At 66.5% G+C, this 21,512-nt stretch carries 22 protein-coding genes; 10 read left to right on the top strand and 12 right to left on the bottom strand.

Features of this window, described 5'->3' with window-relative positions; all coding sequences use genetic code 11:
* Window positions 1-66 precede the first annotated feature (66 nt).
* Both ettA and A9Z05_RS19250 read right to left on the bottom strand, forming a co-directional pair.
* A complete protein-coding gene (gene ettA / locus A9Z05_RS19245; RefSeq protein ID WP_006494122.1) occupies window positions 67-1,734 on the bottom strand; it encodes an energy-dependent translational throttle protein EttA in 1,668 nt (555 codons plus the stop codon).
* A gap of 171 nt (window positions 1,735-1,905) precedes the next feature.
* Window positions 1,906-2,214 (bottom strand): DUF3761 domain-containing protein, encoded by a 309-nt coding sequence (locus tag A9Z05_RS19250; RefSeq protein WP_069619483.1) that lies wholly within the window; start codon window positions 2,212-2,214, stop codon window positions 1,906-1,908.
* Between the two features lie 246 nt (window positions 2,215-2,460).
* On the opposite strand from A9Z05_RS19250, the gene A9Z05_RS19255 reads away from it, so the two are divergent.
* The 5 genes from A9Z05_RS19255 to A9Z05_RS19270 all read left to right on the top strand — a co-directional run bounded on the left by A9Z05_RS19255 (window position 2,461) and on the right by A9Z05_RS19270 (window position 7,254).
* Window positions 2,461-2,805, top strand: a complete 345-nt coding sequence (locus tag A9Z05_RS19255; protein ID WP_069619484.1) for an MmcQ/YjbR family DNA-binding protein — start codon at window positions 2,461-2,463, stop codon at window positions 2,803-2,805.
* 375 nt (window positions 2,806-3,180) lie between these two features.
* On the top strand, window positions 3,181-4,572 hold the full coding sequence (gabP, locus tag A9Z05_RS19260; protein ID WP_069619485.1) for a GABA permease: 1,392 nt from the start codon (window positions 3,181-3,183) through the stop codon (window positions 4,570-4,572).
* 280 nt (window positions 4,573-4,852) lie between these two features.
* Window positions 4,853-5,353, top strand: coding sequence for a lysozyme (locus A9Z05_RS34990; protein ID WP_084044328.1), 501 nt, complete (start codon window positions 4,853-4,855; stop codon window positions 5,351-5,353).
* Between the two features lie 8 nt (window positions 5,354-5,361).
* Entirely contained in the window at window positions 5,362-5,775 is a 414-nt protein-coding gene (locus tag A9Z05_RS19265) for a lysozyme inhibitor LprI family protein (protein ID WP_069619486.1), read from the top strand.
* Between the two features lie 267 nt (window positions 5,776-6,042).
* A complete protein-coding gene (locus tag A9Z05_RS19270; RefSeq protein WP_069619487.1) occupies window positions 6,043-7,254 on the top strand; it encodes an MBL fold metallo-hydrolase in 1,212 nt (403 codons plus the stop codon).
* A gap of 74 nt (window positions 7,255-7,328) precedes the next feature.
* Here A9Z05_RS19270 and ychF read toward each other — a convergent pair whose 3' ends face one another.
* Window positions 7,329-8,423, bottom strand: a complete 1,095-nt coding sequence (gene ychF, locus A9Z05_RS19275; protein WP_006477050.1) for a redox-regulated ATPase YchF — start codon at window positions 8,421-8,423, stop codon at window positions 7,329-7,331.
* A gap of 247 nt (window positions 8,424-8,670) precedes the next feature.
* Between ychF and A9Z05_RS19280 the strand changes: the two genes are divergently transcribed.
* The 4 genes from A9Z05_RS19280 to A9Z05_RS19295 all read left to right on the top strand — a co-directional run bounded on the left by A9Z05_RS19280 (window position 8,671) and on the right by A9Z05_RS19295 (window position 13,318).
* Window positions 8,671-9,849 (top strand): UbiH/UbiF family hydroxylase, encoded by a 1,179-nt coding sequence (locus A9Z05_RS19280; protein WP_069619488.1) that lies wholly within the window; start codon window positions 8,671-8,673, stop codon window positions 9,847-9,849.
* Between the two features lie 90 nt (window positions 9,850-9,939).
* Window positions 9,940-10,668, top strand: coding sequence for a DsbC family protein (locus A9Z05_RS19285; protein ID WP_069619489.1), 729 nt, complete (start codon window positions 9,940-9,942; stop codon window positions 10,666-10,668).
* Window positions 10,669-10,773: 105 nt separating this feature from the next.
* A complete protein-coding gene (locus tag A9Z05_RS19290) occupies window positions 10,774-12,573 on the top strand; it encodes a M61 family metallopeptidase (RefSeq protein ID WP_069619490.1) in 1,800 nt (599 codons plus the stop codon).
* A gap of 148 nt (window positions 12,574-12,721) precedes the next feature.
* Complete coding sequence (locus tag A9Z05_RS19295) at window positions 12,722-13,318, top strand: FMN-dependent NADH-azoreductase (protein ID WP_069619491.1); 597 nt, start codon at window positions 12,722-12,724, stop codon at window positions 13,316-13,318.
* A 119-nt stretch (window positions 13,319-13,437) separates the two neighbouring features.
* Here A9Z05_RS19295 and A9Z05_RS19300 read toward each other — a convergent pair whose 3' ends face one another.
* The 8 genes from A9Z05_RS19300 to rpe all read right to left on the bottom strand — a co-directional run bounded on the left by A9Z05_RS19300 (window position 13,438) and on the right by rpe (window position 20,785).
* Window positions 13,438-14,367, bottom strand: coding sequence for a uracil-DNA glycosylase (locus A9Z05_RS19300; RefSeq protein ID WP_069619492.1), 930 nt, complete (start codon window positions 14,365-14,367; stop codon window positions 13,438-13,440).
* Window positions 14,368-14,380: 13 nt separating this feature from the next.
* Window positions 14,381-15,007 (bottom strand): CYTH domain-containing protein, encoded by a 627-nt coding sequence (locus A9Z05_RS19305; RefSeq protein ID WP_011546533.1) that lies wholly within the window; start codon window positions 15,005-15,007, stop codon window positions 14,381-14,383.
* Window positions 15,007-15,792, bottom strand: coding sequence for an indole-3-glycerol phosphate synthase TrpC (trpC, locus tag A9Z05_RS19310; RefSeq protein WP_069619493.1), 786 nt, complete (start codon window positions 15,790-15,792; stop codon window positions 15,007-15,009). The genes A9Z05_RS19305 and trpC overlap by 1 nt, the downstream gene beginning before the upstream one ends.
* 28 nt (window positions 15,793-15,820) lie before the next feature.
* Entirely contained in the window at window positions 15,821-16,852 is a 1,032-nt protein-coding gene (gene trpD / locus A9Z05_RS19315) for an anthranilate phosphoribosyltransferase (RefSeq protein WP_069619509.1), read from the bottom strand.
* 13 nt (window positions 16,853-16,865) lie between these two features.
* Window positions 16,866-17,465 (bottom strand): aminodeoxychorismate/anthranilate synthase component II, encoded by a 600-nt coding sequence (locus A9Z05_RS19320; RefSeq protein ID WP_069619494.1) that lies wholly within the window; start codon window positions 17,463-17,465, stop codon window positions 16,866-16,868.
* A 13-nt stretch (window positions 17,466-17,478) separates the two neighbouring features.
* Complete coding sequence (gene trpE, locus A9Z05_RS19325) at window positions 17,479-18,972, bottom strand: anthranilate synthase component I (protein WP_050013049.1); 1,494 nt, start codon at window positions 18,970-18,972, stop codon at window positions 17,479-17,481.
* Between the two features lie 357 nt (window positions 18,973-19,329).
* Entirely contained in the window at window positions 19,330-20,094 is a 765-nt protein-coding gene (locus tag A9Z05_RS19330) for a phosphoglycolate phosphatase (protein WP_069619495.1), read from the bottom strand.
* Window positions 20,095-20,098: 4 nt separating this feature from the next.
* Window positions 20,099-20,785 carry a ribulose-phosphate 3-epimerase gene (gene rpe, locus A9Z05_RS19335; protein WP_006482066.1) on the bottom strand — a complete coding sequence of 229 codons (687 nt, stop codon included), beginning with the start codon at window positions 20,783-20,785 and terminating at the stop codon, window positions 20,099-20,101.
* Window positions 20,786-20,962: 177 nt separating this feature from the next.
* Between rpe and apaG the strand changes: the two genes are divergently transcribed.
* Entirely contained in the window at window positions 20,963-21,337 is a 375-nt protein-coding gene (apaG, locus tag A9Z05_RS19340; RefSeq protein WP_006477037.1) for a Co2+/Mg2+ efflux protein ApaG, read from the top strand.
* Window positions 21,338-21,351: 14 nt separating this feature from the next.
* Here apaG and A9Z05_RS37855 read toward each other — a convergent pair whose 3' ends face one another.
* On the bottom strand, window positions 21,352-21,507 hold the full coding sequence (locus A9Z05_RS37855; RefSeq protein ID WP_249190562.1) for a hypothetical protein: 156 nt from the start codon (window positions 21,505-21,507) through the stop codon (window positions 21,352-21,354).
* Window positions 21,508-21,512: the final 5 nt, after the last annotated feature.

Raw genomic sequence — 21,512 nt, forward strand, 5'->3', positions numbered from 1 at the left:
CCTGAAGCGGCCAGCTTCGGCGCCGGCCCCGCGTGATCGCGGCGCCGGGCGCCCGGGCCGCGCCGCTCAGCGGCTGATCGGCTTGTAGCGCAGGCGCTTCGGCTTCGCGGCTTCCTCGCCGAGGCGCGCACGCTTGTCGGCTTCGTACTCCTGGTAGTTGCCGTCGAAGAATGTGACCTGCGAATCGCCTTCGAACGCGAGGATGTGCGTCGCGATCCGGTCGAGGAACCAGCGATCGTGCGAGATCACCATCACCGAGCCCGCGAATTCGAGCAGCGCGTCTTCCAGCGCACGCAGCGTTTCGACGTCGAGGTCGTTCGACGGTTCGTCCAGCAGCAGCACGTTGCCGCCCGAGATCAGCGTCTTCGCGAGGTGCAGGCGGCCGCGTTCGCCGCCGGACAGGTTGCCGACGATCTTCTGCTGGTCGCCGCCCTTGAAGTTGAAGCGGCCGATGTACGCGCGCGACGGCGTTTCGTACTTGCCGACCGTCAGCACGTCGGCGCCGCCGGAGATTTCCTCGAACACCGTCTTCGAACCGTCGAGCGCGTCGCGGCTCTGGTCGACGTACGCGAGCTTCACCGTCGGGCCCATCACCACTTCGCCCGAATCCGGCTGTTCCTTGCCCGTCAGCATCTTGAACAGCGTCGACTTGCCGGCGCCGTTCGGGCCGATGATGCCGACGATCGCGCCGGCCGGGATCTTGAAGCTCAGGTTGTCGATCAGCAGGCGGTCGCCGAACGACTTGCTGACGTTCTTGAACTCGATCACTTCGTTGCCGAGGCGTTCGCCGGCCGGAATGAAGATTTCCTGCGTTTCATTGCGCTTCTGGTATTCCTGGCTGCTCAGCTCCTCGAAGCGCGCGATACGCGCCTTCGACTTCGCCTGACGGCCCTTCGGATTCTGGCGCACCCACTCCAGTTCCTTCTTGATCGCCTTCTGGCGCGCCGATTCCGACGCTTCTTCCTGCTTCAGGCGCTCTTCCTTCTGGTCGAGCCAGCTGCTGTAGTTGCCCTTCCACGGAATGCCGTGGCCGCGGTCGAGTTCGAGAATCCACTCGGCCGCGTTGTCGAGGAAGTAGCGATCGTGCGTGACCGCGACGACGGTGCCCGGGAAGCGCACGAGGAACTGCTCGAGCCAGTCGACCGATTCGGCGTCGAGGTGGTTGGTCGGTTCGTCGAGCAGCAGCATGTCGGGCTTTTCGAGCAGCAGCTTGCACAGCGCGACGCGGCGCTTTTCGCCGCCCGACAGGTGCTCGATCTTCGCGTCCCACGGCGGCAGGCGCAGTGCGTCGGCGGCCACTTCGAGCTGCTGCTCGGGGCTGCCGCCGTCGCTCGACGCGAGGATCGCCTCGTACTTCGCCTGCTCGGCCGCGAGCGCGTCGAAGTCGGCGTCCGGTTCGGCGTAGGCCGCGTAGATTTCTTCCAGCTTCTTGTTGGCCTGGAACAGGTCGCCGAGGCCTTCCTCGACGGCTTCGCGCACGGTCTTCGTCGGGTCGAGCTGCGGTTCCTGCGGCAGGTAGCCGATGTTCAGGTTCGGCATCGGCGTGGCTTCGCCCTCGATGTCCTTGTCGACGCCCGCCATGATGCGGATCAGCGTCGACTTGCCCGAGCCGTTCAGGCCGAGCACGCCGATCTTCGCGCCGGGAAAGAACGACAGCGAGATGTCCTTCAGGATCTGGCGCTTGGGCGGCACGATCTTGCCGACCCGGTTCATCGTGAAAACGTATTGGGCCATTTCGGTGTGAAAGTCAGAAGTGGTTGAGACTGCCGCGCAGCGCGCGCGGGCGTGGCGGCGTCGGGTGATTCGGTACGGAGCGTGCCGCGCGGGGCGCGGCGGTGCGAGCGCGTATTGTACTTCGCCGCCGGCTGCCGCTGGCGCGGCACAGGCCATTCGGCCGACCCGCGCTCACAGCCACGCGGCGACGCCGCCGTGCCCCGAGCACGTGCCGCGCCGGTGGCGGCTGAAGCTGTACGTGCCGTCGCGGCAACGCGCGCTCGCGCCGTCCGGCACGCGGCCCGATTTCGAATGCGCGGGCGCATGCACGGTTTCGCCGTCGCGGTTGCGATACGTGTCGTGACGGTCGAGATCGGCTTCGTTGCCGTAGCCGGGCGGCGCGCGATAGGCGTGCGCGGGAAGCGGCAGCGCGGCGCCCGCGACGAAGAGCGCGGCGGACAGGGTCGCGACATGGGTCGCGCGGCGGAGCAGGGTGCGCATGGTCTCTCTCGTTCCGTTCGTTGTTATCGACGTCGGGCCGATCGCCCGCGCCGCATGTTAGCGGATCGGCGCCGGTGCCGGCGCGACGCTACGCCGCGCCGTCGGCCTGCGCGGCATCGAGAATCCAGCGGCGGAACGCGGCAACCTTCGGCCGTTCCGCGTGATGCGGCGGAGAGTGGGCGCGTCGCGCGGTTTCCGGTACGGTGACCGGACCGTCGACCAGCGACGCACGGTCGGGGAGGCATCGTGAGATTCGACGAAGTCCGGCAGATCGCACGGACGTGGCGCGGCGTCGAGGAAGGCACGTCGTACGGCACGCCCGCGCTCAAGGCGAAGGGCAAGCTGCTCGCGCGGCTGCGCGAGGACGGCGACACGCTCGTCGTGAAGGGCGTCGGCCCCGACGAGCGCGCCTGGCTGATCGAGTCGGCGCCCGACGTGTATTACGTGACCGATCACTATGTCGGCTGGCCGATCGTGCTGGTGCGCCTGTCGGCCGCGCATCCCGACGCCGTGAAAAACCTGCTCCTGCGGGAATGGCGCGCAATCGTGCCGGCGAAGTGGCGGAAGGAAGCCGCCGGCGACACGAACTGAACGGCGCGCGCAGCACGCGAGCCGCCGCCGAAACCGGATCAAGCGTTGCATCGGTTCGTGTCGATGCAACGAGTGGTTCCATCGAAATTCTCCAATTGGTTCTTAGTGAAGAACCGTTTGGTGCTTACACTCCTTCGCTTCGAAGGCGGCTGACGACGGCCGACGGAACGGGCGTACGCGATGCCCGGCGCCCGGTGCGCCGCATCGCACCCGCAGCTTCGCAGACTGCGCGGACGACCCGACCGGAACGGCCCCATCCGGCCTCATGCCCGCGTGCGCCGCACGCGCGGCCGCGGCCGGATTCAAGAACGACAACTCCCGCGCCGCCTTCACGCGACACCGGTCGTACCGGAACCGTTTTTTGGAGAGAGACAGATGAGTGGAAGCAACACAGGCCTCGGCACCGGCCTGAAGCAGCGTCACGTCACGATGATGTCGATTGCCGGCGTCATCGGCGCGGGCTTGTTCGTCGGCTCCGGCCACGCGATCGCGGAAGCCGGGCCGGCATCGATACTCGCGTATGCGATCGCGGGCGTGCTGGTCGTGCTGGTGATGCGCATGCTCGGCGAAATGGCCGTCGCGCATCCGGACAGCGGGTCGTTCTCGACCTATGCCGATCGAGCGATCGGCCACTGGGCGGGCTTCACGATCGGCTGGCTGTACTGGTGGTTCTGGGTGCTGGTGATCCCGATCGAGGCGACCGCCGCCGCGACCATCCTCAATGCGTGGTTTCCGGGCGTCGCGACGTGGATCTTCGCGCTCGGCATCACGCTGCTGCTCACCCTCACCAATCTCTTTTCCGTCAAGAACTACGGCGAATTCGAATTCTGGTTCGCGCTGATCAAGGTCGTCGCGATCGTCGTGTTCCTGTGCATCGGCGGCGCGGCGATCGTCGGCATCATTCCCGCGCCGGCCGTGTCGGGCGTGTCGAACCTGTTCGTGCACGACGGCTTCATGCCGCACGGCGCGAGCGCGGTGCTCGCGGCGATGCTCACGACGATGTTCTCGTTCCTCGGCACCGAGATCGTGACGATCGCGGCCGCCGAATCGGACAACCCGCAACGCCAGATCGTGCGTGCGACGAACTCGGTCATCTGGCGTATCACGCTGTTCTATCTCGGCTCGATTCTCGTCGTCGCGGCCATCGTGCCGTGGAACGACCCGCTGCTGCCGAAGCACGGCTCGTATCAGCGCGCGATGGAATTGATCGGCGTCCCGAACGCGAAGGCGATCATCGACGTGATCGTGCTCGTGTCGGTCGCGAGCTGCCTGAATTCGGCGCTGTACACGGCGTCGCGGATGCTGTTCTCGCTGTCCAGGCGCAAGGACGCGCCCGCCTTCCTGCATCGCACCGATTCGACCGGCACGCCGCGCGCGGCCGTGCTCGCGTCGACCGCGTTCGGTTTCCTGACCGTGATCGCGAACTATCTGATGCCGGAACAGGTGTTCGGCTTCCTGCTCGCGACGTCGGGCGCGATCGCACTGCTCGTGTATCTCGTGATCGCGATTTCGCAGCTGCGGATGCGCAAGACGCTCGAAGCGGGCGGCGCGGACCTGACGCTGCGGATGTGGCTGTTCCCGTGGCTCACGTGGGCGGTGATCCTGTTCATCTGCGGCACGCTGACCGTGATGTTCGTCAGCGAGGAACACCGGATGGAGGTTGGCGCGACGGCCGTGCTGGCGTTGATCGTGCTGCTCGCGTCGTGGCTGAACAAGCGTGGGCGCGATGCGCGGGCGGATGCGGGGCGGCGGGTGTCGGCGACGTGATCTGATCGAATGAGGTGACGACTGGGTGCGAAGTCCCGGGCGTGAATATGGCCTGATCGGCGGTTGCTGGTCGGGCCATTTGCTTTTTTGAGCGAGTACGCGGATACACGGAACGTCACGCTGCCCGATCTTTCGTACCCTGCGATCGTTGATGTACGAACGCGTCAAAATCGAACTCGTCTGATTTCATCGCGAACGGCAACGCCATACATTGATCGCTTCGAGAACCGAGGTGAACGATGAGGCCGACTCGCGTTAGCGGTCGCGCCAGGAGAGGCAAATGGCGAACGAAAGCCTGCGATTGAGTGACGCAGGCTGGGCCGAGCTGCGGAGACGGGAAAGCGCAGTCATGGCTTACTACAACGACCAAGCGAACAACTGTACCTATGGTATCGGAACGCTGGCTCACACCGGGCCGTGCACCCCGGAAGAATTGCGCACGCCGGTTGCGACGACGCAAGTCAATGCACAACTCGCGGTCCGGGTCCGTCGGGCAGAAGCCGCCGTGCGGCGACATGTCCCGCTTCGGCAATTGACGCAGTTGCAATTCGATGAGCTCGTCAGCCATGCCCACAATACCGGCAACACAGGTGCGCTGGCCGTGTTCCGTTCAGCGAATCAGAGCGACGACGCGGGCGTCGTGTCGCACATGAATCAGCGCGTCTGGATTCATCCGCGAGACGATAACGGGCGTCGTCTGGCGCCCGTTCGTTCAAACGGGCTTGTCAACCGGCGCCGACTTGAATCGGTGCCGTTCCAGTCACAACAGAGGGCACCGTGAGAACGGCCATGATCGGTTTGCTCGTGCTGACGTCGACGCATGCATTTGCCGGCCCGACGGCAGCGGACGAGATAGCGGCGCGCAGCGGCTTGCCGGCAAGCGAGGTCAACGCGCTGCTCAGTGACTGTGAATCGAGCCAGACGAGCATGAATTTTTGCGCGTGGCGCGATCAGCTCGTCGCCGAGCGGGAATTGCAGCGGATCGTCGACAAACAGGTGAGCGAGCAGCCACGGCGCAAGGCGGCGCTCGACGCGCAGATGGCGAAGTGGAAGAAAGCGCGCGACACATCCTGCGAAAAATCGGCGCGTAACGCATGGGGCGATGGTTCGATGCGACCTGCGGCACGGGCGATCTGTGCAACGGAGGCAACGAAGGAAATGGTGAAAAGGTTGTCGGCTCGCGCTTCCCGCAAACCTTCATGAATCGGTCCGACATGACAAAAGGCCGCTGCGTTCGCGATCTCGTCACTGCCGATGCGTGTTCGCCATGTCATGCAGGAGTGATACCCTGGCGTACTCGCGTCCTGTTATCAGGAGATCAGGTCGGCTGGCGTCCGCTTAAACGACCATGCCCCGATGTGTGACGATCGATTCGTTCCCGTTGGGAAATAAATCGTCGACACGTGGGATATTTGTTACTGAGACGGTTTCATTTATTCTACGGGCTCACCACCAATCAAGAGTCCGACCATGTCGATCCGTCATCTGTTTTCTTCCGCATTCGCGGCGAGTGCACTATTCGGCGCCGCATCCGCGAGCATCGCCGCCCCGCTGACCGTCGATGTCTACAATCCGGGCGCGCATGCGATCTTCCCGGTTTCGTCCGAAATCGTTTCGGGCAAGACCGAGGCGATCCTGATCGACGCCCAGTTCCAGCGCAACGACGCGCAGGCGCTGGTGAGCCGGATCAAGGCGAGCGGCAAGACGCTCAAGGCCGTCTACGTGAGCCACAGCGACCCCGACTATTACTTCGGGCTGGAGACCATTCACGCGGCGTTCCCGGATGCGAACGTCATCGCGACGCAGCAGACCGTCGCCGCGATCGAGGCCAGCAAGGACGGCAAGCTCGCCTACTGGGGCCCGATCCTGAAGGACAATGCGCCGACTTCGGTGATCGTACCGCAGCCGCTCGACGGCAATACGCTGCGTGTCGACGGCGAGCCGCTGCGCATCGTCGGGCTTGACGGCCCGACGCCCGATCGCACGTTCGTGTGGATTCCTTCCACACGGACCGTGGTCGGTGGCATCCCGGTCGCCGCGAACATTCACGTGTGGATGGCCGACACGCAGACGCCGCTGTCGCACGCGAACTGGCTGGCGACGCTCGACCGGATCGATGCGCTGAAGCCGGCGCGCGTCGTGCCCGGCCATTTCCTGCCGAACCGTGACGGCAGCCAGCCGTTCACCACCGGCGTCGCGTTCACGCGCAATTACGTGAAGGCGTTCGACGAGGAAGCGGCGCGCGCGAAGGATTCGGCGGCGCTGATCGCGGCGATGGAGGCGCGCTACCCGGATCTCGGCGAGAAGTCGTCGCTCGAGCTGGGCGCGAAGGTCGCCAAGGGCGAGATGCAATGGCCCGCGCCGGCGCCGTTCCCCGCGGCGGGCAAGACGGTGCGCGTGCAGCTCGGCTCTGCCGCGTTCGACCTGCACTTCCAGGACGACAAGACGATGTCGTTGGTCGGCACGGCCGGCCAATTCAACGGTGTGACGGATACGGTGCAGTACATGGCGCGCGAGATCCGTCCGCAGGTGTACATGGTGTACTGGCATGAGCCGTCCACCGGCTCGAACGTCGTGCACGTCGAGGATTTCGAACGCGGCACGGTGGACACGAACATCGTGACGAAGGACGGGCAGTTCCTGCATATGTCCGGGACACTGAAGATCGTCGGGCGGGAATGAGTCGGTCTTCCGTCATCGAAAAAGAAAAAGCCCGCATTCAGCGGGCTTTTTTACGGTCGATGCCGCAGCAACGCTCAAACGTTGAACAGGAAGTTCATCACATCCCCGTCGTGCACGACATATTCCTTCCCTTCCGCGCGCATCTTGCCGGCTTCCTTCGCGCCTTGCTCGCCCTTGTACGTGACGAAGTCGTCGAACGCGATCGTCTGCGCACGGATGAAGCCGCGCTCGAAGTCGGTGTGGATCACGCCGGCCGCCTGCGGAGCGGTATCGCCGATGTGGATCGTCCACGCGCGCACTTCCTTCACGCCCGCAGTGAAATAGGTCTGCAGGCCCAGCAGCTTGAAGCCCGCGCGGATCACGCGGTCGAGGCCCGGCTCTTCCATGCCCATGTCGGCGAGGAACGCTTCCTTGTCCGCGTCGTCGAGATCGGCGATTTCCGCCTCGATCGCCGCGCACACGGCGACCACCGGCGCGTTTTCGCTTTCCGCGTACTTGCGCACCGCCTCGAGGTGCGGGTTGTTCTCGAAGCCGTCGTCCTTCACGTTGGCGACATACATCGCCGGCTTCGCGGTGATCAGGCAGAACGGCTTGATCAGCGCCTGTTCGTCGTCCGACAGCGCGAGGCCGCGCACGGCCTTGCCCTGGTCGAGCTGCGCGCGCACTTTTTCGAGCACCGCGACGAGCTTCGCCGCTTCCTTGTCGTTGCCCGACTTCGCCGCCTTCGAATAGCGCGTGAGCGCCTTCTCGATGGTGCCGAGATCGGCGAGCGCGAGTTCGGTGTTGATCACTTCGATGTCGTCGATCGGGCTGACCTTGCCGGCGACGTGAATGACGTTGTCGTCCTCGAAGCAGCGCACGACGTGCGTGATCGCGTCGGTTTCGCGGATGTTCGCGAGGAACTGGTTGCCCAGGCCTTCACCCTTGCTCGCGCCCGCGACGAGGCCCGCGATGTCGACGAACTCGACGACGGCCGGCACGACGCGCTCCGGCTTGACGATCTCGGAGAGCGCCTTCAGGCGCGTATCCGGCACTTCGACGATGCCGACGTTCGGCTCGATCGTGCAGAACGGGTAGTTCTCGGCGGCGATGCCGGCCTTGGTCAGCGCATTGAACAGGGTGGACTTGCCGACGTTGGGCAAGCCGACGATGCCGCATTTGAGACTCATGGAATCCTTCGGACGGGTGAGGCGGCGCGGCCGGACAGGGCACGGCGGCGCGGGAAAAAAGGGCGGCCGGCGCGTGGAGCGCGGCGGGCCGACGGTCAAAAACGCTATTGTACCGTGCCGGCGCGCCGGATTCCGGGCCTGGCGCCGAACGGCCGATGCGGCGGGCCGTCGCGCGGGCGCGCCGGCCTGCGATTCTGCTGATTTCCCGCAAAGTCCGGCCGCGTAAGGGTTTGGCCCCGCGGCTATAATGCCCGCCATGACTGCCCACCACTCCTTCGACGTCGCCGTGGTCGGCGGCGGGCTCGTCGGCAAGACGGCCGCGCTCGCGCTGACCCAGTCCGGCTACAAGACAGCCTTGCTCGCCCAGCCGGCCACGCCGCGCCCCGCCGATCTCGCGTTCGACACGCGCATCTACGCGCTGTCGTCCAGTTCGCAGGCGTTGCTCGAGCGGCTGCGGGTCTGGCAGGCGCTCGATCACGGCCGGCTCGCGCCGGTCTACGACATGCGCGTATATGGCGATGCGCACGCCGAACTGCATTTCTCCGCCTACCAGGCGTCCGTGCCGCAGCTCGCATGGATCGCCGAATCGTCGCTGGTCGAGGCGTCGCTCGACGCCGCGCTGCGGTTCCAGCCGAACCTCACGTGGTTCGACGCGCGTGCGCAGGGCTTCGACGTGCGCGACGACGCGGCCGTGCTCACGCTGTCGTCGGGACAGGTGCTCGAAGCCGATCTCGTCGTCGGCGCCGACGGCGCGCATTCATGGGTGCGTTCCCAAATGGGGGCCAGGGTGGAGCGGCGCGACTACCGGCAGACGGGCGTCGTCGCGAACTTCAAGGCCTCGCTGCCGCACCGCGAGACGGCGTACCAGTGGTTCCACGAAGGGGAGATCGTTGCGCTGCTGCCGCTGCCGGACGGCCATGTGTCGCTGGTATGGTCCGCGCACACCGCGCATGCGGACGAACTGCTCGCCCTCGATCCGGCGCAGCTCGCGGCCGAGGTCGAGCGCGTGTCGCACGGCCAGGTCGGCACGCTCGAATGCGTGACGCCGGCCGCCGGCTTCCCGCTGGCGCTGCAGACGGTCGACAAGCTGATCGCGCCGCGCGTCGCGCTCGTCGGCGATGCCGCGCACCTGATCCATCCGCTCGCCGGGCAGGGGATGAACCTGGGGTTGCGCGACGTCGCCGCGCTCGCCGACGCGATCGCGCGCAAGGAAAGCTTTCGCAACCTCGGCGATCCGGTGCTGTTGCGCCGCTACGAGCGTTCGCGCCGCGAGGACATCCGCGCGCTGATGGTCGCGACCGATGGCCTGCAGCGGCTGTTCGCGGTGCCGGGCTCGCTCGCGAAGGCGGTGCGCAATGCGGGCATGGCGTTCGTCGGCGCGCAGCCGCTCGTGAAGCGCTGGCTCGTGTCGGCCGCGCTCGGCTGATCGAACCTTCCGCCACTGCGTGGGTCGGAGACGGTTCCGTTACGGCGTACACTGTGCCGTGCACTCCGATTGAGCTGAAGGAAGATTTCGATGAAAAAAACGATCCGCATCGCGTCGCTGGCGCTGGCCGTCACGATGGCGACGCTTGGCTGCACCGCGCAGGCCGACCAGACCACCGACAAGCTGAAGGCCACGCTGCAAGCCCGTCTCGGCAACGACGCGCCGATCAAGAGCGTGTCGAAATCGCCGGTTGCAGGCCTTTACGAAGTGAACCTCGGCTCGCAGATCATCTATAGCGACGCGGCGGGCGACTACGTGCTGCTCGGCGATCTCGTCGACACCAAGTCGCACAAGAACCTGACCGACGCCCGCCTGTCCGAAATCAACAAGATCGACTTCGCGAGCCTGCCGTTCGCGAATGCGATCAAGGTCGTCAAGGGCAATGGCGCCCGCAAGATCGCGGTGTTCTCCGATCCGAACTGCCCGTACTGCAAGAAGCTCGAGACGACGCTGCAGTCGGTCGACAACGTGACCGTCTACACGTTCCTGTACCCGGTGCTGTCGCCGGATTCGACCGCGAAGTCGAAGGCGATCTGGTGCGCGACCGACCGCGCGAAGACCTGGGAAAGCTGGATGCTCGACCACCGCGCGCCGTCCGGCGCCGGTACCTGCGACACCACCGCGCTCGACAAGAACCTCGCGCTCGGCCGCGGGATGAACGTCACGGGCACGCCGACGATCTTCTTGCCGGACGGCCGCCGCCTGCCGGGCGCGGTATCGGCGGACCAGCTCAACCAGGCGCTCGCCTCGAGCAAGTAACCGACTGCACGCCGGGCGCATGGCCCGGCCAGCGAGGGGCGCCCGCACGATCTGCCGGCGCCTCTCTTCGTTTTCGCCGCCGTATTCGACCGACCGATTGCCACGATGACCCAGCCGATCCGCTATTCGATTGTCCCGAAAGATCTTGCCGCCCACCTGTTCGAAGTGACGGTGACGGTTGCCGATCCCGATCCCGAAGGCCAGCGCTTCTCGCTGCCGGTATGGATTCCCGGCAGCTATCTCATGCGTGAGTTCGCGCGCAACATCGTGACGCTGCATGCGTTCAACGACGCGGGCCGCAAGGTGCGCATCGCGAAGACCGACAAGCATACGTGGCAGGCCGCGCCCGTCGCCGGCGCGCTGACGCTGCGCTACGACGTCTATGCGTGGGACCTGTCGGTGCGCTCCGCGTATCTCGACGACTCGGGCGGCTTCTTCAACGCGACGGCTGTGTTCCTGAGCGTGGCCGGCCGCGAGGCGGCGCCGTGCGAAGTCGATATCGCGAAACCGGCCGGCCCGGCGTTCCGTACGTGGCGCGTCGGCACCGCGCTGCCCGAGGCGCGCGGCACCAGGCGCTACGGTTTCGGCGCGTATCGCGCGGCGAACTACGACGAACTGTCCGACCATCCGGTGACGATCGGCGAATTCGCGCTCGCGACGTTCGACGCGCACGGCGTGCCGCACGACATCGTGATCGCCGGGCGCGTGACGCAGCTCGACCTGGAGCGGCTGCGTACCGATCTGAAGCGCGTATGCGAAGCGCAGATCGCGCTGTTCGAGCCGAAGTCGAAGAAGGCGCCGATGGATCGCTACGTGTTCATGACGCTCGCGGTCAGCGACGGCTACGGCGGCCTTGAGCATCGTGCGTCGACCGCGCTGATCTGCAACCGGACCGACCTGCCGGTGAAGGGGCGCGCGGAAACGACGGAAGGCTATCGCACCTATCTCGGCCTCTGCAGCCACGAGTATTTCCACACGTGGAACGTGAAGCGCATCAAGCCGGCGGCGTTCGTGCCGTATGACCTCACGCGCGAGAACTACACGTCGCTGCTGTGGCTGTTCGAAGGCTTCACGTCGTATTACGACGACCTGATGCTGGTCCGCAGCGGGCTGATGTCGCAGGACGACTATTTCGCGGCGCTCGGCCGTACCGTTGGCGGCGTGCTGCGCGGCACGGGCCGGCTCAAGCAGAGCGTCGCGGAAAGCTCGTTCGACGCGTGGATCAAGTACTACCGCCAGGACGAGAACGCGACCAACGCGATCGTCAGCTATTACACGAAGGGCTCGCTCGTCGCGCTCGCGTTCGATCTCGCGATCCGCGCGCGGACGCGCAACCGGAAGTCGCTCGACGACGTGATGCGCCTGCTGTGGCAACGCTACGGCCGCGACTTCTATCGCGGCAAGCAGGCGGGCGTGGACGAAAACGAAGTCGAGACGCTGATCGAAGAGGCGACGGGCGTCGCGCTCGGCCGACTGTTCGCCGACGCCGTGCACGGCACGCGCGACCTGCCGCTCGGCGAACTGTTCGCGCCGTTCGGCGTGACGCTGGCCCCCGACGTCGCGCTCGGCGCGGCCGCGAAGCCGACGATCGGCGCGCGCCTGCGCGGCGGCGCGGACTGCACGTTGGCGGCGGTCTACGAAGGCGGCGCCGCGCATCGCGCGGGGTTGTCGGCCGGCGACACGCTGATCGCGGTGGACGGGCTGCGCGTGACGGGCACGAACCTCGATGCGCTGCTCGCACGCTACCGGCCGGGCGACAAGGTCGAGGTTCACGCGTTCCGCCGCGACGAGCTGCGCACCGCGAAACTGAAGCTCGACGGGCCGGACATCACCCGCTACCGGCTGACGGCGGCCGCGAAGCCGGCCGCGGCCACGAAGGCGCGCGAAGCCTGGCTGAAGGGGTAAGCGTACGAAAGCGGGTGGCGGGGCGCGATCCAGGATTGTTCTGCTGTTGCAACAATCCGTCGCCCTGAACCCGCTTTTTCGCGGTCATATGGCCACGCACAATGGCGTCACTCGCGCTACCGAAGCGCAACCCCACCCGGAGCCTGACATGACGACCATTCTGCAAATCAATTCCGCTGCGCGTTCGCAAGGTGCGCAATCCACGCTGCTGGCCAACGAACTGACGGCAAAGCTGCAACAATCGAACCCCGGCGCGAACGTCGTGGTTCGCGACCTGCTCGCCGATGCGCTGCCGCACCTCGACGAATCGGTGCTCGGCGCGTTCTTCACGCCGGCCGACCAACGCACCGCGGAACAGAATGCGATCGTCGCGAAGAGCGATGCACTGATCGCCGAGCTGCAGGCTGCCGACATCATCGTGATCGGCGCGCCGATGTACAACTTCGGCATCTCGTCGCAACTGAAGACGTATTTCGACTGGATCGCCCGCGCAGGCGTCACGTTCCGCTACACCGAGAACGGTCCGGAAGGCCTGATCAAGGGCAAGAAGGTTCACGTCGTGACGGCCCGTGGCGGCAAGTATCTGGGTACGCCGAACGACAGCCAGACCCCGTACCTGCGCACGTTCCTCGGCTTCATCGGCCTGACCGACGTGAACTTCATCCATGCGGAAGGCCTGAACCTCGGCCCGGACGCGCAGAGCGCCGCGCTGGCCGGCGCACGCGAAGCGATCGCCGCCGCGTAACGCGCCGGGTCGACGCGGGTGCCACGCACCCGCTGCGTCGCCCGATAAAAAAACGCCGCGCCCTTCACGAAGGGACGCGGCGTTTTTGCATTCGACCGGCGAACTCGCCGCCGAGGCCGTTACGCGAGCGTTTCGGCCACGTCCGGCAGACGCCAGTCGATCGGTTCGCGGCCGGCATCGACCAGATAGTCGTTTGCGAGCGCGAAATGGCGGCAGCCGAGGAAGCCGCGGTGCGCGGACAGCGGCGACGGATGCGGCGCCTCGAGCACGCAATGCGCGTTCGCGTCGAACAGCGCGCGCTTGGCCTGCGCGTGCGCGCCCCACAGCATGAATACGAGCCCGCGATGGCGGCGGGCGAGCTCGCGGATCAGCGTGTCCGTGCACTGCTCCCAGCCGCGCTTCGCATGGCTCGCGGCCGCGCCGCGCTCGACCGTCAGCACGGTGTTGAGCAGCAGCACGCCCTGGCGCGCCCACGTGTCGAGGCAGCCGTGACGCGGCGTGTCGTGACCGAAGTTCGCGGCGATTTCCTTGAAGATGTTGCGCAGCGACGGCGGCGTGCGGACGGCCGGCGGCACCGAGAATGCGAGGCCGTGCGCCTGCGGCGTGCCGCGATCGTCGCCATGGTACGGATCCTGGCCGAGGATCACGACCTTCACGTCGTCGGGATGCGTCAGGCGCAGCGCGCGGAACACGTCGGTCGGGTAGACCGTCTTGCCGGCGGCGCGCTCTTCGTCGACGAAGCGGCACAGCGGCGCGTACGCGTCGCTGTCGGTGAACGGTTTCAGTACGTCGCGCCAGACGGCCGGCAGCGCGTCGAATTGCGCGGCGAGATGCGGTACGTCGGCGGCAACGGGTCGCGGTGCCGCGGCGGCCGGGGCTGGCTCGGGCATGGGCGCCGGCGCCGGTGCGGCGGCTTTCTTCGCGGGTTTGCGCCGGGCTGCCGGCGGCTCGGAAGCCTCGGACGGAATATCGGCCGGTGCCGTTTCCGGCACGGGATCGTCGAACAGCGACGCCTGTTGCGGCGCGCGGGAAGTCTTGCGGGTTGCCATGCGTGATGCGTGTTTATTGCGCGCGCAGCCGGTAGCCGCGCTGCGCCTTGCTGATGTTTTCGGGAACGAGGCCCGGCAGCGCCTGCTGCAGTTCGGCGGCGAGCGTCGCGAGCGCCGTTTCCGGGCCGTCGATCAGTTCGAGTTCGATTTCGCTGATCGGTTCGCGGCGCGTTTCGTGTTCCGCCTGGACGACAATCTCGCCGAGGTCCACCGCGGCCTCGACGGTTGCGCCGCCGATGGCGATGCGCCACAGCGTACGCGAAAAATCCGTGCGGAACAGCGCGTGCAGCGCGCCGGCCGCGTCATTGAGCGCGGCGGCGGCTTCCGGCACGTCGCAGGCCGCGACGAGCGCGTCGATTTCGAGCGCGTCGCCCGCGACCGGCAATTCCCACTCGTGGCGGCTGTGCAGGCCGCCTTCCGCGCTGCCGACCGTCTTGAACGTCTGCAGCCAGCCGTCCGGCGTGCGGCGCACGCGCACCGCGCTCTTCGAACGCGCGAGCGCGAGATCGGGCGTGTCGTAATAGACGTTCGCGAGCGTGATCGCGCGACCGGGTTCGCCGGTCAGCGTCTCGAAGAAGCGGCGCGCGGCGTCGGCCTGGCCGGCCGGCAGCGCGAGCTTGATTTCCTGTTCGATCGCCATCAGAAGAACATCCGTGCGAGTTCCTCGCCCGGCTGGTCGGCGCGCATGAACGCCTCGCCGACGAGGAACGTGTTCACGTTCGCCGCGCGCATCGTGTCGACGTCGGCGCGCGACAGGATGCCCGATTCGGTCACGACGATACGGTCCGCCGGAATCATGTCGAGCATGTCGAGCGTGGTCTGGATCGACGTCTCGAACGTGCGCAGGTTGCGGTTGTTGATGCCGAGCAGCGGCGTCTTCAGCGTCAGCGCCTGTTCCATCTCGTGGCGGTCGTGCACTTCGACCAGCACCGCGAGGCCGAGCGAGTGCGCATAGGCTTCGAGTTCCTGCATCAGCGGCGTGTCGAGCGCGGCGGCGATCAGCAGGATCGCGTCGGCGCCCATCGCGCGGGCTTCGACGATCTGGTACGCGTCGACGATGAAGTCCTTGCGCAGCACCGGCAGCGTGCAGGCCGCGCGGGCTTCCTCGAGATAGCGGACGCCGCCCTGGAAGAACTGCTCGTCGGTCAGCACCGACAGGCACGCGGCACCGTGCGCCGCATACGAGCGCGCGATGTCGGCCGGCACGAAATGCTCGCGCAGCACGCCCTTCGACGGGCTCGCCTTCTTGATTTCGGCGATCACGGCGGCATTGCCGGCTGCGTGTTTCGCCCGCAGCGCGCCGACGAAGTCGCGCAGGTCGCGCGCCGATGCTTCGAGTTTCAGTGCCTCGAGCGGCGTGCTGCGGATGGCTGCCGCGATTTCTTCGCGCTTGACGGCGATGATTCGGTCGAGAATGTCGCTCATAGGGGTTCCTGCTGGGTTCGTAAGAGGGTCAGCGCTTGAACTGCTGCGTGAAGCGCACGAGTTCGTCGACCTTCGCACGGGCCTTGCCGCTCGCGATCGCTTCGCGGGCCAGCTGGATGCCGTCCGCGATCGACTCGGCGATATTGGCCGCGTAGAGCGCGGTGCCCGCGTTCAGCGTGACGATCTCGCGCGCGACGCCCGGCTGGTTGTCCAGCGCGCCGAGCAGCATCGTGCGCGATTCGTCCGCATTTTCCACCTTCAGCGTGCGGTTCGACACCATCTGCAGCCCGAAGTCCTCCGGATGGATCTCGTATTCGTGCACCTTGCCGTCGCGCAATTCGCCGACGAGCGTCGCGGCCCCGAGCGACACCTCGTCCATTCCGTCCTTGCCGTACACGACGAGCACGTGCTGCGCGCCGAGGCGCTGCATCACGCGTACCTGGATGCCGACGAGGTCGGCGTGGAACACGCCCATCAGCTGGTTCGGCGCGCCGGCCGGATTGGTCAGCGGGCCGAGGATGTTGAAGATCGTGCGCACGCCGAGCTCGCGGCGCACGGCCGCGATGTTCTTCATCGCCGGGTGATGATTCGGCGCGAACATGAAGCCCATGCCGGTTTCGGCGATCGATGCGGCGACTTGGTCCGACTGCAGGTCGATGTTCACGCCGAGCGCCTCGAGCACGTCGGCGCTGCCGGACTTGCTCGATACGCCGCGGTTGCCGTGCTTCGCGACCTTCGCGCCCGCGGCCGCCGTGACGAACATCGACGCGGTCGAGATGTTGAACGTGTGCGAGCCGTCGCCGCCGGTGCCGACGATGTCGACGAAATTCGAGTTGTCCAGCACCTCGACGTGGTTCGCGAATTCGCGCATCACGGTCGCGGCGGCGGCGATCTCGCCGATCGTCTCCTTCTTCACGCGCAGCCCGGTGATGATCGCGGCCGCCATCACGGGCGACAGGTCGCCGCGCATGATCAGCCGCATCAGGTGCAGCATTTCGTCGTGGAAGATCTCGCGGTGCTCGATCGTGCGTTGCAGCGCTTCCTGCGGGGTAATCGTCATCGTGCGCCTCCCGTCAGGCAGCCGGTGCGGCGGCATGGGCCGCTGCGCGATGCTGCTTCAGGAAATTCTCGAGCAGCGCATGACCGTGCTCGGACAGGATCGATTCCGGGTGGAACTGCACGCCTTCGACCGGCAGCGTCTTGTGGCGCACGCCCATGATCTCGCCGTCGTCGGTCCACGCGGACACCTCGAGGCAGTCCGGCAGCGATTCGCGTTCGATCGCGAGCGAGTGGTAGCGCGTCACGTCGAAATGCTTCGGCAGGTCGGCGAACACGCCGCGGCAGTCGGTTTCGATCCGGCTCACCTTGCCGTGCATGATGGTCTTCGCGCGCACGACGCGGCCGCCGAACGCTTCGCCGATCGCCTGGTGGCCGAGGCAGACGCCGAGGATCGGCTTCCGGCCCGCGAATTCGCGCAGCACGTCGAGCGTGATGCCCGCGTGCTGCGGATTGCTCGGGCCGGGCGACAGGCAGATGGTGTCGGGGTTCAGGCGCGCGATGTCGTCGAGCGTGATTTCATCGTTGCGGTAGGTACGCACGTCTTCGCCGAGTTCGCCGAAGTACTGGACCAGGTTGTAGGTAAACGAGTCGTAGTTGTCGATCATGAGCAGCATGGTCAGTCTCCGGTCAGAAGTCGCTATCGAGGCCGTCCTGGACCTGTTCGGCCGCACGCAGCACCGCGCGCGCCTTGTTCTCGGTCTCTTGCCATTCGGATTCGGGCACCGAATCCGCGACGACGCCGGCCGCCGCTTGCACGTACAGGTTGCCGTTGTGGATCAGGCCCGTGCGGATCGCGATCGCGAGATCCATCTCGCCCGAGAACGACAGGTAGCCGACCGCTCCGCCGTACAGCCCGCGCTTGACCGGCTCGAGCTCGTCGATCAGTTCCATCGCGCGCACCTTCGGCGCGCCGGACAGCGTGCCGGCCGGGAACGTCGCGCGCAGCACGTCGTAGTTCGTCATGCCGGGCTTCAGCTTGCCTTCGACCGAACTGACGATGTGCTGCACGTGCGAATACTTCTCGATCACCATCTTGTCGGTCACCTGCACCGAGCCGATTTCCGCGATGCGGCCGACGTCGTTGCGCGCGAGGTCGATCAGCATCACGTGTTCGGCGATTTCCTTCGGATCGTTCAGCAGCTCGGTCGCGAGTTCCGCGTCGCGCTCCGGCGTGTTGCCGCGCGGGCGCGTGCCGGCGAGCGGGCGGATCGTGACGATCTGGTCGTCGCCGCGCTTTTCCTGGCGCACCAGGATTTCCGGCGACGCGCCGACCACGTGGAAATCGCCGAAGTTGTAGTAATACATGTACGGCGACGGATTCAGCGAACGCAGCGCGCGGTACAGCGACAGCGGATTGTCGCGGTACGGCTTCGTCAGCCGCTGGCCGACCTGGATCTGCATCAGCTCGCCGGCCGCGATGTATTCCTTCGCCTGGCGCACGGCGGCCAGATAGTCGTCCTTCTTGAATTCGCGGAACGTCTCGGTGCGCACGCTCGCCGACGTGACGGGCGGCTGCACGGTCGTGCGCAGGCGCTGTTTCAGTTCGCGCAGGCGGTGTTTCGCCTTCGCATACGCTTCGGGCTGGCCCGGGTCCGCGTAGATGATCAGGTAGAGCTTGCCGGCGAGGTTGTCGATTACCGCGACTTCCTCGGTCAGCAGCAACTGGATGTCGGGCAGGCCGAGATCGTCGCGCGGCGCGGTGTTCGCGAGCTTCTTCTCGATGTAGCGCACCGCGTCGTAGCCGAAGTAGCCGGCGAGGCCGCCGCAGAACCGCGGCAGCCCCGGGCGCTGCGCAACCTTGAAGCGCGCCTGGAACGATTCGATGAACTGGAACGGGTCGCCGTCGTGCGTCTCGACGACCTGGCCGTCGCGCACCACTTCGGACACGCCGTTGCGGGTGCGCACGAGCGTGCGGGCGGGCAGGCCGATGAACGAATAGCGGCCGAAACGTTCGCCGCCGACCACCGATTCGAGCAGGAACGAGTTGGCGCCCGCGCGTTCGGGTTGGGCCAGCTTCAGGTAGAGGGACAGCGGCGTTTCGAGATCGGCAAGGGCTTCCGCGATCAGCGGGATGCGGTTGTAGCCTTCGTTCGCGAGCGATTGGAATTCGAGTTCGGTCATGTTCCGGTCCTGTTCGGGACGAGCGGCGCGTGCGCCAGGGATCATTTGACGCTGCGCGGCTGGCCGTCGGCGAAAGGGCGGTCGATCGAGAAGTGCCTGTTGCCGGCCGGCACTCCGGGCGTGAACGTCGCGAGCCTGCGGCCGATCCTGAACGCAAGCGTTCGGGCGCGGTGGAACTCGAGGTGGTGCGACGGTCGGCGCGCGGATGCGCAGCGAGATAAAAAACGGCGCTGAAGACGTGCTTCAGCGTACCTCATCGAAGAGGTTAGCGCGACCAGCGACGCCAGGGCCAGGCTCCCCGGTCGATGCTGCTCAGACTCCGTTTTTTATTCAGAAACATGCGGATGGAAGAAATAATCAGACGGTTGGCCGGCCGGCATTGTGCGCGGAAATTGCGCGGGCCGCGACCAGCAACGAATCGACTATACCATCCGAATTTATCGTTTGTATAGCTTTGCCGTGGTTGTAGCCGTACGGCACCGTCAGCGTCGCCATCCCGGCCGCGCGGCCTGCCAGCGCGTCGTTTTCCGAGTCGCCGATCGCGACCGCGGCGTCCGGCGCGACGCCGAGCGCGTCGCAGGCCGTCAGCATCGGCAGCGGATCGGGCTTCTTGCGCGCGACGCTGTCGCCGCCCAGCACGATGCCGAAGCAGCCGGCCAGCCCGTATTGTTCGAGCAGCTCGACCGCGAAGCGGTGCGGCTTGTTCGTCACGCACGCGAGCCGGATGCCGGCCGCGCGCAGCGCATCGAGACCGGCTGCCACGTCCGGATAGAGACGCGTGTGGCGACCGTTGATCTTCGCGTATTCGGTCTGGTAGATCGCCAGTGCATCGTCGAAGCGCGCGTGCGCTTCGTCGGCCGGAAAGCGCGGCTTCAGCACGCTGTGGATCAGGTGTTCGGAGCCCTTGCCGACGTAGCCGATTACTTCGTCGCGCGACGTGGCCGGCGCGCCGAGTTGCGCGAGCATCCCGTTCAGGCCGGCGGTGAAATCGTCGGCCGTGTCGACCATCGTGCCGTCGAGGTCGATCAGCGCCGCATCGATGCGCGGCGCGGCGAAGCGGATCGGCGCGGCGTCCGTGGCGGCCCCGGCCGGCGCGTGGCCGGCGAACGACGAGTCGGCCACGGCGTCAGCTCCGCTCGACGGTCGCGAGCGCCGCGCGCATCTCGTCGATCACCTTGCGGTAGTCGGGCTTGCCGAAGATCGCCGAACCCGCGACGAACGTGTCGGCGCCGGCCGCCGCGATTTCCGCGATATTGTCGGCCTTCACGCCGCCGTCGACTTCGAGCAGGATCTCACGGCCCGTGCGTTCGGTGTACGCGTCGATGCGGGCGCGCGCTTCGCGCAGCTTGTTCAGCGTTTCCGGAATGAACGACTGGCCGCCGAAGCCGGGATTGACCGACATCAGCAGCACGAAGTCGAGGCGATCCATCACGTGGTCGAGGTAGTTCAGCGGCGTGGCCGGATTGAACACGAGACCGGCCTTGCAGCCGTGGTCGCGGATCAGCGACAGCGTGCGGTCGATGTGGTCCGAGCCTTCCGGGTGGAAGCTGATCAGGTTCGCGCCGGCTTTCGCGAAATCGGGCACGATCCGGTCGACCGGGCGCACCATCAGGTGCACGTCGATCGGCACCTGCACGTGCGGGCGGATCGCCTCGCAGACGAGCGGGCCGATCGTCAGGTTCGGCACATAATGGTTGTCCATCACGTCGAAGTGAATCCAGTCGGCGCCGGCGGCGACCACGTTGCGGACTTCTTCGCCGAGCCGTGCAAAGTCGGCCGACAGGATGCTGGGAGCGATGCGGAATTGAGTCATGACAGGGGAGCGGGGACGTTGCGGCGCAAAACCGTCATTCTACCGTCCGGCGACCCGCTGCGCGGCGGCAGGCCGTGCGGTTGCGGCCCGAATGCGCATAGAATGCCGAACCAATGCGGCGCGCCCGCGGCCCGGCCGCTCGAGTCGGCGCGCGCGGTTACCTACAGCGGACACACCATGAGTCAGTATCAGTTCACCGTTTCGGTGAAAACCAGCTACTTGCCGGAACAATCCGACCCCGATCACCGTCAATACGCATTCGCGTACACGCTGACGATCCGCAACACCGGGCAGGTCGCGGCGCAGCTGATCGCACGTCACTGGATCATCACGGACAGCGAGAGCCACGTGCAGGAAGTGAAGGGGCTCGGCGTCGTCGGGCACCAGCCGCTGCTGCAGCCGGGCGAGCATTTCGAATACACGAGCTGGGCCGTGATCGCGACGCCGGTCGGCACGATGCGCGGTGCGTACTTCTGCGTGGCGGAGGACGGCGAGCGTTTCGAGGCGCCGGTCGACGAGTTCGCCCTGCACATGCCGCGCACGCTGCATTGACCGTGCGGCGCGCGTCAGCGCGGCTGGCGGTCGTCGCGGCGGGCCTGCTTCTTTCTGCCCGACGAAGTCCATACGACGATGAAGATCAGCAGGGCAAGCGCGACGAAGGCTTCGAGCGCGAAGATGAGCATCGGATATTGGTCGAGAAAATCTGACATGGCGGTTTCCATCAAGA

Source organism: Burkholderia sp. A2 (genome assembly GCF_001729305.1).
GTDB lineage: Bacteria > Pseudomonadota > Gammaproteobacteria > Burkholderiales > Burkholderiaceae > Burkholderia > Burkholderia sola.